This is a genomic window from Glutamicibacter creatinolyticus, assembly GCF_006094275.1.
Classification (GTDB): domain Bacteria; phylum Actinomycetota; class Actinomycetes; order Actinomycetales; family Micrococcaceae; genus Glutamicibacter; species Glutamicibacter creatinolyticus.
On record NZ_CP034412.1, the window covers coordinates 2,903,139 to 2,915,490 of the forward strand.

The following is a 12,352-nucleotide window of genomic DNA, read 5'->3' on the forward strand; positions in this document are numbered from 1 at the left end:
CGGTTCAGTGCTACGAAAGCGGGGTCTTCTCCATCTGGACGGCCTGCTCCTTCTCGAACGGTAGCAGCCCGGTGATTGCCGTGGCACACCGCTCACCGATCAGCACCGAGGGGGCGTTGGTGTTGCCGGTGGTCACCTGCGGCATGACCGATGCATCCGCGATGCGCAACCCCTGAACCCCATGAACCCGAAGGCTTTGAGGGTCCACCACCGCCGTTGGCCCAATACCCATGGCGCAGGTGCCCACCTGATGATGGTAGGTCGTCGTGGTGCGACGAATGTACTCGATGAGTTCCTCTTCGCTTTGCACCTCGCGCCCCGGATGCACTTCCACAGCTCCGTGTTGCCTCAGCGCCGGCTGCGCGGCAATGTCGCGGCATTGCTTGAGGGAATAGAGCATCGCCTGCAGATCGTCCTCCTGCGCGTAGGCGGCCAGATCGATGTTCACCCCATCCCCCGGGGCCGGGCCAGCCAGCGTCAGGGTGCCACGTGATTTGGGTCGGACGAGTCCGGCCAGCAGTGAAAAGCCCGTCTCCGGTCCTTCCATTAGCGGCTCAGCCGAGTTGGTGTACATCGGCAGGCTAAAGAAGATCGGCTGAGTATCGGCCACTGGCAGGTCGGGGATGGACTTTGCGAAGAAATGCACTTGTGCCGCTGCGACTTCCGGCATCGGCAGAGGGTCTTGTGTTGTGCAGACGACGGGGACGAGTAGATGGTCGTGGAGGTTCTTACCCACGGCGGGGATGTCCTTGATTACCGCAAGGCCCAGCTCCTCCAGGTGCTCCCGGGGGCCGAGACCGGAGCGCAGCATGAGCTCCGGCGATCCGATGGCTCCGGCAGTTAAGATCACTTCATCTGCTTCCACGGTGAAAATCTCTCCGTCGCGGCTGAATTCCGCTCCGGTGACGTTCAGCCCTTCCAAGAGGAGACGACGTGCCGTGGCCCCGGTAATCAGGGTGAGATCTTCGTGATCCGCGATGGGCTTGAGGTAGGCGCGCCAGGTGTTGAAGCGGACACCGTCACGAACATTCAATTGCATCCATCCGGCACCTTCCACGGAGCCGGAATTGTAGTCCGGATTCGCGGGGACGCCCGCCTGCAGGGTGGCATCGTACATGGCCTGCTGAATTGGATGGCGGGGATAGTCGTAAGTGACATCCAAAGGCCCCTGGGTGCCATGGACCTGTGGGTCGCCTCCTCCGCCGTCCTCGGCGTGAAAGTTCTCGATGGCCTTGTAAAAGGGGAGAACATCGTCCCATGACCACCCCTGGCAACCTTGCTCCGCCCAGGTGTCGAAGTCCCAGCGATCCCCGCGAACCCAAATGGTGGCGTTCAGCGCGTGGGAACCGCCCATCACCTTGCCTCGCGGCACGTGCACGCGTCGATCGTTCAGTTGCGGCTGAGGCGTGGTGAAGTAGTTCCAGTCCTCAGCACCGCCCCACAGCATACCCAACCGTGAGACGTCGTCAATGTCGGCGTTGGTGTCCTGCCCCCGGCTTCGACGAGGGTGACCTTGTTGCCGGCATCCAGTAAGCGGCGAGTGAGGACAACTCCGGCCGACCCGGCGCCGATGACCAAATAATGTGATTGCACACTTCCTCCTGGAATTCCCGTATTCTCGTGGGATTACCCTATGCGGAGTAAGCCATCTCACACTTGGCAACGCATGCAGGCTTCTTGGCATCCGATGCAGACCTGTCACGGCTGCAATTGGTCGGCGCGGCTAATGGCCGACCGGCTGACGCAGCTCATCCACGCGCACCAGCACGACCCCGCCGACGATCAGCAGGCCACCGAAGAGCTGGATCAGCCCGGGCAGTTCTCCAAGCAGCAGCCACGCCCACAACACCGCAAAGAGCACTTCGGTCAGTGAAATGAAACTGGCGACCTTGGATCCCAGGGCCCGGGCGGCCATGATCCCCGTAACATAGGCGATGACAGTAGACAGGATGATCATTCCGCCCAGGGCGACCCACCATTGCGTCTGCAGACCGGCCAGGTTCACCTCGGTGAACGTCACCTCCATGGGCAGGATGCCGAACAACCCGATCAGGGCCATCATCAGCGAACCGACCAGCAAACCACCGGCGGACAGCATGATCGGCGGCAGCGCGCCGTTGACCCGGGCGCTGACAAAGAAGTAGACGGTCAGGCCAATGGCTGCGCCGATTCCCCACATCACCCCGATGGGATCAATGGTCGTGGTTCCGGCAATATCCAGCACGGCCATGAGCCCCACCAGTGCGACCAGGGTGCCGGCGATGGTGGGAATGCGCGGGCGCTTCTGGTGCCTGATCCACAGCACCAGGACAATGAAGACCGGGGCCAGGTATTCGAGCATCAGCGCCACCCCGACATCCAGCCGCTGCACGGCCAGGAAGTAGCACAGCTGGCAGGCGGCCACCCCGAACAACCCAAAGAGCAGGATCGGCGCCCAGTTCGTGCGCAGCAGCGTCCAGCGCCCCCGCATCGCGATGATTGCGGGGATGGCCAGCACCAGCGCAGCACCGGCCATTCGCCAGGTCACCGCCGCGGCCGGAGACCATCCGGCCTCCATCAGGGCCTTGGCGAAGGACCCAGATAGGCCGAAGACCGCGGAGGACAGCAGCGCGATCCACACTCCGACCATGTTCCCGGTTTTGCGGGGCTTGGAAGCAACATGCGGAAGGGCCTCGGGGGCTGAAGATATCTCGGGCATGGGTGCTGGCTTTCGGAACGGGCTCCCGGTTCCCGCGCGCCCCTCAGAGGACGACCCGCGCACGGGAGTCAGGAGTCATTGAATGTATGATCATGACAATACGATTCTGCCGAAATGCTCGTCAATCCATGACGACTTACAGGAGTCACAATGACCTTTGCACCTGACACACAGGCTTCGCTGCGTACCGTGGTCAACCTGCTGAACACCAACTCCGGCCTGGTGGACAAGCTCGAAACCGTCGGGGACCTGGACTACTTCCTGGATACCGAACGCTTCACCGGGGCCCGGGCGAACAACCTGGCCGAGCTGCGTTCCATCCGCCAGCTGCGCTCCCAGTTGCACGACATCTGGACCGCGGATGAGGACAACGCGGTGCGCCGGGTCAATGCCATCCTGCGCAACGCGCAGGCCCTGCCCCAGTTGATCAAGCATGACGAGTGGGACTACCACCTGCACGCCACCACCCAAAGCGCCCCGCTCTATGACCGCATGGCAGTGGAGGCCGCCATGGCCGTCGCCGAGGTGATCCGCTCCAAGGGGCTTGAGCGCCTGCGCATCTGCGCCTCACCGGACTGCCGGGCGGCGCTGGTCGACCTCTCCCGCAACCGGTCGAAGCTGTACTGCGACACCGGCAACTGCGCCAACCGCGAGCATGTCCGGGCCTACCGGGCACGCAAGGCCAGGCGCGCCTGAGGGTTTCACGCACGGGATAATTCCCGTGCCGGTACTCGCCGCAAAACTGCGGCACCTTTAGGATGAAACCACGAACAGACTTGATCTGCAGATCCACTTCCCGGTGTGCAGGACCTGGCACCGGGAAGTACGTCGGAGGGATGGACCATGAACGAGCACCACGCGTCTGAGGACTATGAAGCACGGCTGGAACGCACCGATGATTCGCCCTTGAAGGCCGCAGCCCGCTGGACGGCGGCAGTGGCTTCGGCGGTCCTGGGCGATGCGGAGTTTGAACCCTCCGGTTCCAGCGTGGTGGTCTACTCGCGCACCGATGATTCCCGGGTGCTGACCCTGCCCACCTCGAACCTGGAAGAAGCCGAGCGGCTAATTGCCCTGGTGCGCCGGGATCTGGGGGAACTGAGCCCGGAGGACTTCCTCTCCGAATGGGGTCCGGCCGACGAGCCGGAGGAGTAAGCGCCGGCCCGCCGCGGGCCGCGCAAGCTGAAACCCGGCCGATGACAATGGTGGGCCGCCCCTTGCTCAAGGGGCGGCCCACCATTGTTTGTGGCTCTGCGGGTGTTTCCGGCGCCTAATCAGTCCTTCTCGTGCGGGCGATCCGAGGCGCGGTTCACGCCGGATCCCTTGCCGAGGGTCGGGTCGTTTTCCTTCGACGCCATGGTGAGCACCGAGATCACCAGCAGGCTGGCGATGAAGGCGATGCCAAAGCAGATCAGTCCGACATCGATGCGCAGGTCATTCTCGGAGCCGCCGGTCACGCTGATCATACCGACAAAGGCGGCAACGATTCCCAGCACCAGCGAAAAGACCAGTGGAGCCTTGATCGACTGACTCCATGGTTGCTTCTTGGGTGAATTATTTGACACCAGGATCTCCATTTCTATTTCCTCGTGTTGCCATCAAGTCTAGTCAGTTTCGGCCGCAGGGTTTTTGCGGGAGTCATGCAGGTGCCCAAAGGCCGCGATCAGCTCAAAGACGGCAAAGACCACGGCGCTGCCGCCGATCATTCCCAGTACCCCGTGGGTGTCCAGCTGTCCGGCGAAGGCCAGAGCCACACCGACCCCGGCGGCCACCGCACCGCTGATCAGCTGGTTGCGGAACGGTGGGAACTCATGACGGTACTTGGTGAACACGACGATTTCCGAGACGCCACCGACCAGCAGGCCGACCGCAGCCATGTAGGCGACCATGGCCGGGGTGGAGGCGAACAGCGTGGTGATGCCGGCCAGCAGCATGATGCCGGCACCAAAAGCATAGGGGGCCCGCGCCTTGGCCGGAACGGTGGCCACGGAGGCGTACTGCCACATGAACACGCCGGTAAGCACCAGCAGGCCGGCGGTGGAATAGGACAGGACCTTTAGGTCGGCGCCGATCCAGAAGATGGAAATCAGCGCGTAGGCGGCGGCAGTCAGGCCGCGCAGCAGTACGGGCCGGAAAACTTCTTGGGCTTGGATTGCAGTGGATTTTGGTGCAGGCACACGCCTATTCTACGCGGTATAGAAGACCCTGACACCTGAGCCTGGGCTGGGTGACCGGCGGCACATTTAACAACGCCGGTCACCGCGTTGACCCGCTAGCGTTTCAGTGCCGGACTGGCCGTACGCCCGGCGCGCACCCGGATGAGCTCGGGGGTCAGTTCCCGGATGGATCCGGCTCCCATCAGCTGCATGTTGACCTCGACTTCCTTGGCCAGCAGCTCGATGGCTCTTTCGACCCCCTGCTGTCCGCCGGCCATCAGCCCGTACAGGTAGGCCCTGCCGATAAGCACGAAGTCGGCGCCGGCGCACAGGGAGGCGACGATGTCCGCCCCGGACATGATGCCCGAGTCGAGGATGATTTCCATCTCCGGACCCACCTCCTGGCGCACCTGCCCCAGCGCCTCGAACGCGATCGGCGCGCGGTCCAGTTGCCGTCCTCCGTGGTTGGAGACCACCAGTCCGTCCGCCCCGGCGGCCACCGACTTGCGGGCATCCTCCACGGTGAGCACCCCCTTGACGAACAACTTGCCCGGCCACAGGTCGCGGATCCAGCGCAGGTCATCGAAGTCCAGCGAGGAGTCGAACATGGAGTTGATGATGGTGGGCAAATCAGAGGAGGTATTGGACAGTGAGGCAAACTTCAGCGAATCGGTGGTCAGAAAGTTGAACCACCATTCGGGCCGGTAGGAGGCATCCAGCACCGTCTTCAGGCTCAGTTCCGGCGGGATCTTCATCCCGTTGCGCACATCGCGCAGCCGCTGGCCGGCCACCGGGGTGTCCACCGTGACCAGCAGGGTGTCAAAGCCGGCCAACGCGGCCCGTTCCACCAGGGCCCGGGACTTCTCGCGGTCCTTCCACAGGTAGAGCTGGAACCACTTGCGGGCGTTTGGGGCGGCGCTGGCCACTTCCTCAATGGAGCGGGTGCCCATGGTGGACAGGCTGAAGGGGATCCCGGCCTTCTCCGCGGCCCGGGAACCGCCGATCTCACCCTCGGACTGCATGAAGCGGGTGAAGCCGGTCGGTGCGATCCCAAAGGGCAGTGCCGAATTCCCGCCGGCAATCGTGGTGGACAGATCCGAGTGCGCGGTGCCGTGCAGGATGCGCGGCAGCAGCTCCACCGAGTCAAAGACCTCCCGCGCCCGGTCCGCGGTGATTTCCCGGCCGGCGGCGCCGTCCACGTAGTCGAAGGCCGCGGCCGGGGTGCGGCGCTTGGCGATCTTGCGCAGGTCCCACAGGTCGGCGGCCTTCGCCAGCCGCGCCTGGCGGCGGCGCAGGGTGGGCAGGGAGAACTTCATCAGTGCGGCCAATTCCTTGACATCAGGTATTTGGCGCTGCAGGTTCGACACTGCGGGTTCCTTTCATTGACAACAAATCTGGTTCTGGGGGCCCGGCTCGCCCCGGCGTTCATCTATGCCCGGCGGGAGGCCCTGGTTCCAAGGAAAATCGCCACCGCGGAGCTCAGGCAGCACAGGGCCAGGAATCCTGCGGGCAGGGTAATCGCCCCGCCGCCCAGCTCCAGCAGGGTGGCGGCAATCAGCGGTGACATGCCGGCGACCAGCGCTCCGTTGAGTTCCCGGGCAATCGCGATCCCGGTGAAGCGCACCTGGACCGGGAACAGTTCGGTGAGAAACGCGCCCTGCGCCCCACTGGTGCAGGGGATGACCAGCGCATAGCCCAGGGCAATGGCCAGCATGCCCAGCGTGAACTGGCCGGTGGCCAGCAGCCAGAAGATGGGGAAGGCCAGTAGCAGGCCGCTGATGTTCCCGGCCGCCAGGGTGCGCGAAGTTCCCCAACGGTCGGCCAGCCGGCCACCGACCGGGGTGAGCACCACCGAGACCAGGGAACCGACGGTCACGGCCAGCAGGGCATGGCTGCGTTCCATGCCCGAACCGACCATCAGGCTGATGGAGAACACGGCCAGGATGTAGTTCACGGCGTTGTGCCCGGTGATGGCGAAGAACCCGAGCAGCACTTCGCGCCAATGCCCGGAGAAGACCTTCAACACCGGGAGCTTGCCGGTGTTGCCGTGCTCTTGCGCCCGTTGCATGACCCGAGCGTATTCGGGGGTCTCCTCCAGCCGGTTGCGGATGTACAGGGCCAGCAGGAACAGCACCGCGGAGATCAGGAAGGGGATTCGCCAGGCCCAGCCAAGCAGGGCGGCGTCCCCGAGGGCTGCCACGGCAAAGAAGCTCACGGTGGCCAAGGCGATGCCCAGCGGCGGGGTGGCCAGCACCAGTGAGGTGTACCAGCCGCGCTTCTTCGGTTCCACATATTCGGCGACCAGTGTCATGGCACCGGTCAGTTCGGCTCCGGCCCCGAAGCCCTGGATGAGGCGGAAGAGCACCAGCAGGGCCACCGCCCACACTCCCCAGGAATCGGCCGTGGGCAGAAGGCCAATGCCGACGGTGGCAATGCCCATCAGGATCACCGAGAGCAACATGGCCGGACGCCGCCCGAACTTGTCCCCCAGATGTCCAATGATGACCCCGCCGAAGGGGCGGGCCACGAAGCCCACCGCGAAGGTGGCGAAAGCGGCCAGCGCCTCACCGGTGGAACCGGCGGCCGCGAAGAACAACGGACCGATCACCACCGAGGCCGCCGCCCCATACAACGCGTAGTCGTACCATTCGATGGCGGTGCCCAGCACGGAGGCGAAGATCGCCCGACGGCGCTGCTGCGCATGGTGCTGCTGGGCGGGGCCAACGCCAACGCTTGTGTCCTGCGGTGCCATGATGCGCTCCATTGGAAGGTGGGGGAAGGTATCCGCCGATGACAGATACCTGAAATATCTTTCAGGTCAGACTAAGGTGTAGCTAGGGTCACAGTAAAGACCCGAGGACAAAGATTACGCGCCAGACACTGGCGGGAGCCGGGATGGGAGATCAGATGGCCACCTCGCTCACCGAGAAGCTCACCGCCGAACTGCGTGAGCGGATCCTGTACGGGGTGATTGCCCCGGGCACCATGGTGGTCGAGCCGCGCCTGGCCGAGGAATTCAAGGTGTCCAAGACCCCGGTGCGCGAGTCCCTGCGCCAGCTGACCAGCGAGGGACTGCTGCAGATCCTGCCCAAGAAGGGGTACCTGGTCCGTGGGGTGACCCTCAATGACGTGTACGAGACCTTGGACATGCGGATGCTGCTCGAGCCCTTTACCGCCGCCGGTGCCGCGCGGCATGCCACCGCACCGTTCATTGCGGCCCTGCGCAGCCAGCTTGACGAGCAGTCCCGGCTCGCGGCGGAGGATCCGATCGGCTCGATGCGCTGCGCCCAGCAGTTCCACCGGCAGCTGGCCGAGGGGGGACGCAATTCGCGTATTGCCGCCGCGCTGGAGCGCTGCTTCCATGACACCGCCCGCGCCCATTACGTGCTGCCCGGAATGCAGGCCTACATGTCCACTTCCCGGGAAATCCAGGAACATGAGGCCATCGTGCAGGCAATCGAAGCCGGTGAGGCCAAGGCGGCCCAGCAGGCGATGGCCGAACACCTCAAATCGATCCGCAACGCCATGCTCAACCAGTTCGAAACCGACGACATCTGGAGCTAGCGCCACTGGATTTGGCCTTTCCGGCCAGCAGGAATCCGCTCTTTGCTACTTGGTCTGCGCGGCGCGCAGGACCTCGGCGCGGTTGCTTCCGGATTCGGCATCGATTTCCCGCAACGCGGGGACCGCATGGCGCGGGATGAGCACCGCGAAGGCCACGAAGGCGCAGAAGATGACCAGCACCGTGGCCATCCACGCGTTCCATCCCAGGCTGTCGGCCACGTGCGGTGCGAAGAGCACCGAGGTGAGGATGAACAGGTTCTTGACCACGTCGTTGAAGCCGAAGGCAAAGCCGTGGCCCTCCGGATGAATTTCCTCAATGGCCTCGGAGAAGCTGGCCATCCACGGGGAGAACACCGCGCCCAGTGAGCCGCCGATGAGCACGAACAATCCCATGACCAGGATGCCCGGGGTGCTGGGCCAGGTAAACATCACAGTGACCAGGGTTGCCAGCAGCGCGGCGGCCGTCAGTCCACCGCCAATGACCATGCCGCGGCGCACCCGCAACCGGTCCGAAAGCCGGGCGAAGAACAGCGAGGCGCCCAGGTTCGCCACCCAGAAGCCCATGGCGACCACCGAAGCCATGCGCACGCTGAAGCCAAAGAATTCCACGAGCATCAGCTGCGCGTAGGCGTTCATGGTGGCCAGGAAGAAGTAGAGGCAGGAGATGGCCAGGACGTGGGTCCAGAAGGCCCGGCTGGTCAGCAGGCTGCTGCGTGACCCGGCGCCCCCGGACAGGGATTCACGCGCCGCCCCTTCGGTGTCCCGGATCTGTCGGCGCACATCCGGGTGCAGGTCGCGAAGGATCAGCGCGATGATGATGGCCCCGAGCAGCGCCACCCCGGCCATCAGGTAGATCTGCGCCCGCCACGAGTAGTCGAACAGCTGCAGCGTCAGCGCGGCAATCGCGGCGGCAAAGAAGTTGGCCCCCACCGGCCCCCAGGTCCAGAAGGCGTAGGCCTGGGCGCGTCCGGTGCGCGGGGTGAAGTCGCGGATCAACGGCGCGGTGCCGGCCATGGCGATGCCCTCGACGAAGTTCATCGAGATGCGCGCCGCCGTGAAGTGCAAGACATCCGGGGCCATGGCCATGTACAGGCAGGAGGCCGCCGAGATGAAGGCGAAGGGGATCAACACCCTTACCCGCCCAATGCGGTCCACCATTTCCCCGCCAAGGTACCCGGCCAGTGCGCCGGCGAGCAGGGAGACGGCGGTAATCGAGCCGTAGAACGCCGGGGTCATTCCAAGGTCCTTGAGCAGCAGCGGCAGCACCGGTGCCAGCTGGCCCTCGAAAGCGGAGATGAACACGGCCAGCACCACCACGCCCAGATAGACCCGGCGCCGTGCTCCGGTCGGGTATTCAAGCAAATAGCGGCGCGAGCGCATGTCGGGGCACCTTCCACTGAAAGAAGTTAGACAGAACGTCTAAGACTGATCTACCCCAAGTTACGTGATGTGAACCAGCTCACGCAAGGTCTTACGCGGAAAAACTTTTCCGTGACGCGCAGCGGGCGCCGCAGCGGCAGTATGACGATTTCTTCGCCCCGCTGGGCGCGGCTCACCGCGGGCCCCGCTGGAGCACACCCTGCCGGGGCGGGGACTGCGAAAACGTGCCCACGAGGCAAAAAGCCTGCCCCGCACGAAGCCTTTCGTACGGGGCAGGCGATGCGGCCCTGGCCGGCCGCACTATGGCGTGACGCTGAATCCCGAGGCCCAGTGGCGTCCGTAGCGCGAGAGGTCGGCCAGCGTCTGCACCACCTGGTCCAGCCCCGGACGCGGCGCCGGGGCATCCAGCCACCACAGCAGGACCGCCACCTGCTCCCCCGCCCATGCCTGGGCGATGACCCGCAGATCCACGCGCGGACGCACATCCTGCGCATGGACACGGTCGGCGAAGATCTGTTCGGCGACCGCGGCCCAGCGCTCGATGAGCAGGCGAAGGCCGCGCCCGTCCCCCTCCCCGCGCAGGATCATCCGATAGGCGTTGGGGTTCTTCGAGGCGTGCCCAAACAGCGCCCGCACCGGCTGGCCGGTGAAGCCGGCGTGCTCGCGGTCCACATCCTCCAGCAGCAGGCGCAGCTCGCCCAGGATGCTCTCCACCGTGTAGTCATACAGGGCTTCCTTCGTGGCGAAATGCGTGTAGAACGTTGCCCGCCCCACTGCGGCATGCGCCGCGACATGTTCGACTTTCACGGCGGCATAGCCCCGTTCCAGCACCAGTTCCACCAGTGAGTTGGACAGGGCGGCGCGGGTGCGCACCGTGCGCGGGTCTTCATAGCTCATGGTGCATTCATAGCAAACAAACTCCCCTCTGGACACTTCCTAGACAGTGTGTCTAAGATCATGACTGATCAATCGTTCTCTGGAGTAGGCATGAATCTTGGTACTTATCTGAATCGCTCGAAGCGCTACTGGCCCGACACCGAGGCCCTGGTCGCCGGGGACCGGCGCTGGACCTACCGCCAGCTCGACGATGACGCGAACCGCCTGGCCTCGGCCCTGGGCGGGCTGGGCGTGGAGGCCGGCACCAGCGTGGCCACCCTGGCCAGCAACCGCGGGGAACTGGTTGTCACCGAATTCGCCCTGGCCAAGTGCGGGGCGGTCCGAGTGCCGCTGAGCGTGCGCCTGGCCCCCACCGAAATCGCCCACGTGCTTTCCGACGCACAGGTGCGGGTCATCCTGGTGGATCCCGAGCAGCTGGCCACCGCCCGCGACGCGATCAGCGCCGCCGGGGCGGACTGCCAGGTCGTGGTCTTTGACCCGGTGCCCGAGGCAAGGTCCGGAATCCTGGCCTACGAGGACCTGCTGTCCTCCGGCTCCACCGAGACCGTGGAGGTGGACGTTCCGGTGGACCACCCCGCGGTCCTGAACTTCACCTCCGGGTCCACCGGCACCCTGAAGGCCGCGGTGCAGACCGTGGGCAACCGGCTGGCCAACCTGCGCAAGATGACCATGAACCCGCAGGGCTCCATGTCCGCCGGCAGCATCTACCTGGTCACCGGGCCGATCACCCACGCCTCCGGGATGGGCGTGCTGGCGTGCGTGTTCCGCGGGGTGAAGGTGGTGGTGCTGCCCAAGTTCAGCGCCGAGGAGTTCCTGGCCACCGTTGAGCGGGAACGGGTGCAGCTGACCTTCATGGTCCCGGTCATGCTCAACCGCATCCTCAGCTTCCCGGAACGCGAGAAGTACGACATCTCCAGCCTCAAGGGCATCACCCTGGGCGGTTCGGCGATCTCCCCGGCCCGCCTGCGCGAGGCCTACGAGGCCTTTGGTCCGATCGTGAACCAGGGCTACGGGCAGGGTGAAACCACCAGCGCCGTGCTGTTCCTGACCAATGACGACGTCAGGCGCGGGGTGGAGGAGGACCCGCAGATCCTGCAGTCCTGCGGCCGGGCCGTGTACGACACGGAGGTGCGGGTCATCGACGAGGACGGCCAGCAGCTGCCGCCCGGCGAGGTGGGCGAACTGGTCGCCCGCGGCGCGGACTGCGTCACCGAGTACTTCCGCAGCCCCGAATCCACCGAGCAGACCTTCCGCAACGGCTGGGTGCACACCGGGGACCTGGGCTACATGCGCGAGGACGGCTACTTCTTCATCGTGGACCGCAAGAAGGACATGATCATCTCCGGCGGCTTCAACGTGTACTGCACCGAGGTCGAAAGCGTGCTCTACGAACATCCCGACGTCTTCGAGGCCATTGTCATCGGCGCCCCGGACGAGCGCTGGGGCGAAACCGTCAAGGCGTTCGTGGCCCTGCGCCCGGGCGCCAGCCTGACCCAGGAGCAGCTGCAGGAATTCTGTGCCCGCTCCCTGGCCAAGTACAAGGTGCCGCGCCTGGTCCAGTTCGTTGACGAGCTGCCCAAGAACCGCAACGGCAAGCCCGACCGCCGTGCCCTGCGCGAAGGCGAATGGGCGGCCAGCGACCGGAAGGTGGGTTAGCGAA

11 protein-coding genes and 1 pseudogene are annotated in these 12,352 nt (G+C 65.0%); 4 read left to right on the forward strand and 8 right to left on the reverse strand.

Annotated elements, in window-relative coordinates; genetic code table 11:
• Window positions 1-10 precede the first annotated feature (10 nt).
• Window positions 11-1,593: pseudogene (locus tag GcLGCM259_RS13350) on the reverse strand (GMC family oxidoreductase).
• A 130-nt stretch (window positions 1,594-1,723) separates the two neighbouring features.
• Window positions 1,724-2,629 carry an EamA family transporter gene (locus GcLGCM259_RS13355; protein ID WP_138926910.1) on the reverse strand — a complete coding sequence of 302 codons (906 nt, stop codon included), beginning with the start codon at window positions 2,627-2,629 and terminating at the stop codon, window positions 1,724-1,726.
• 219 nt (window positions 2,630-2,848) lie between these two features.
• Here GcLGCM259_RS13355 and GcLGCM259_RS13360 point away from each other — a divergent pair, with 219 nt between their 5' ends.
• Window positions 2,849-3,394 carry a CGNR zinc finger domain-containing protein gene (locus GcLGCM259_RS13360; protein ID WP_054821190.1) on the forward strand — a complete coding sequence of 182 codons (546 nt, stop codon included), beginning with the start codon at window positions 2,849-2,851 and terminating at the stop codon, window positions 3,392-3,394.
• A 147-nt stretch (window positions 3,395-3,541) separates the two neighbouring features.
• Window positions 3,542-3,850: a hypothetical protein gene (locus tag GcLGCM259_RS13365; RefSeq protein ID WP_054821189.1), complete on the forward strand. Its 309-nt coding sequence runs from the start codon at window positions 3,542-3,544 to the stop codon at window positions 3,848-3,850.
• A 119-nt stretch (window positions 3,851-3,969) separates the two neighbouring features.
• On the opposite strand, the gene GcLGCM259_RS13370 is transcribed toward GcLGCM259_RS13365, so the two are convergent.
• The 4 genes from GcLGCM259_RS13370 to GcLGCM259_RS13385 all read right to left on the reverse strand — a co-directional run bounded on the left by GcLGCM259_RS13370 (window position 3,970) and on the right by GcLGCM259_RS13385 (window position 7,603).
• Window positions 3,970-4,272 carry a hypothetical protein gene (locus GcLGCM259_RS13370; RefSeq protein ID WP_246049608.1) on the reverse strand — a complete coding sequence of 101 codons (303 nt, stop codon included), beginning with the start codon at window positions 4,270-4,272 and terminating at the stop codon, window positions 3,970-3,972.
• Between the two features lie 27 nt (window positions 4,273-4,299).
• Window positions 4,300-4,872 carry a DUF308 domain-containing protein gene (locus tag GcLGCM259_RS13375; protein ID WP_138926911.1) on the reverse strand — a complete coding sequence of 191 codons (573 nt, stop codon included), beginning with the start codon at window positions 4,870-4,872 and terminating at the stop codon, window positions 4,300-4,302.
• Window positions 4,873-4,967: 95 nt separating this feature from the next.
• On the reverse strand, window positions 4,968-6,209 hold the full coding sequence (locus tag GcLGCM259_RS13380) for an alpha-hydroxy acid oxidase (protein ID WP_281283965.1): 1,242 nt from the start codon (window positions 6,207-6,209) through the stop codon (window positions 4,968-4,970).
• A 71-nt stretch (window positions 6,210-6,280) separates the two neighbouring features.
• Window positions 6,281-7,603 (reverse strand): MFS transporter, encoded by a 1,323-nt coding sequence (locus GcLGCM259_RS13385; protein WP_138926912.1) that lies wholly within the window; start codon window positions 7,601-7,603, stop codon window positions 6,281-6,283.
• Window positions 7,604-7,746: 143 nt separating this feature from the next.
• On the opposite strand from GcLGCM259_RS13385, the gene GcLGCM259_RS13390 reads away from it, so the two are divergent.
• Window positions 7,747-8,415 (forward strand): GntR family transcriptional regulator, encoded by a 669-nt coding sequence (locus tag GcLGCM259_RS13390; protein ID WP_246049609.1) that lies wholly within the window; start codon window positions 7,747-7,749, stop codon window positions 8,413-8,415.
• A 45-nt stretch (window positions 8,416-8,460) separates the two neighbouring features.
• On the opposite strand, the gene GcLGCM259_RS13395 is transcribed toward GcLGCM259_RS13390, so the two are convergent.
• Both GcLGCM259_RS13395 and GcLGCM259_RS13400 read right to left on the reverse strand, forming a co-directional pair.
• The gene (locus GcLGCM259_RS13395) at window positions 8,461-9,795 is read right to left on the reverse strand and encodes an MFS transporter (RefSeq protein ID WP_138926913.1); all 1,335 of its coding nucleotides are present in this window, start codon (window positions 9,793-9,795) and stop codon (window positions 8,461-8,463) included.
• Between the two features lie 300 nt (window positions 9,796-10,095).
• Entirely contained in the window at window positions 10,096-10,692 is a 597-nt protein-coding gene (locus GcLGCM259_RS13400) for a TetR/AcrR family transcriptional regulator (RefSeq protein ID WP_138175519.1), read from the reverse strand.
• A gap of 90 nt (window positions 10,693-10,782) precedes the next feature.
• Here GcLGCM259_RS13400 and GcLGCM259_RS13405 point away from each other — a divergent pair, with 90 nt between their 5' ends.
• On the forward strand, window positions 10,783-12,348 hold the full coding sequence (locus GcLGCM259_RS13405) for a class I adenylate-forming enzyme family protein (RefSeq protein WP_138926914.1): 1,566 nt from the start codon (window positions 10,783-10,785) through the stop codon (window positions 12,346-12,348).
• Window positions 12,349-12,352: the final 4 nt, after the last annotated feature.

What these genes read in the sequence shown, in the direction of transcription:
- GcLGCM259_RS13355 (WP_138926910.1), bottom strand. Translation starts at nt 2,629, where the DNA reads ATGGTCGGAGTGTGGATCGCGCTGCTGTCCTCCGCGGTCTTCGGCCTA.
- GcLGCM259_RS13360 (WP_054821190.1), top strand. Translation starts at nt 2,849, where the DNA reads ATGACCTTTGCACCTGACACACAGGCTTCGCTGCGTACCGTGGTCAAC.
- GcLGCM259_RS13365 (WP_054821189.1), top strand. Translation starts at nt 3,542, where the DNA reads ATGAACGAGCACCACGCGTCTGAGGACTATGAAGCACGGCTGGAACGC.
- GcLGCM259_RS13370 (WP_246049608.1), bottom strand. Translation starts at nt 4,272, where the DNA reads ATGGAGATCCTGGTGTCAAATAATTCACCCAAGAAGCAACCATGGAGT.
- GcLGCM259_RS13385 (WP_138926912.1), bottom strand. Translation starts at nt 7,603, where the DNA reads ATGGCACCGCAGGACACAAGCGTTGGCGTTGGCCCCGCCCAGCAGCAC.
- GcLGCM259_RS13390 (WP_246049609.1), top strand. Translation starts at nt 7,747, where the DNA reads ATGGGAGATCAGATGGCCACCTCGCTCACCGAGAAGCTCACCGCCGAA.
- GcLGCM259_RS13395 (WP_138926913.1), bottom strand. Translation starts at nt 9,795, where the DNA reads ATGCGCTCGCGCCGCTATTTGCTTGAATACCCGACCGGAGCACGGCGC.
- GcLGCM259_RS13400 (WP_138175519.1), bottom strand. Translation starts at nt 10,692, where the DNA reads ATGAGCTATGAAGACCCGCGCACGGTGCGCACCCGCGCCGCCCTGTCC.
- GcLGCM259_RS13405 (WP_138926914.1), top strand. Translation starts at nt 10,783, where the DNA reads ATGAATCTTGGTACTTATCTGAATCGCTCGAAGCGCTACTGGCCCGAC.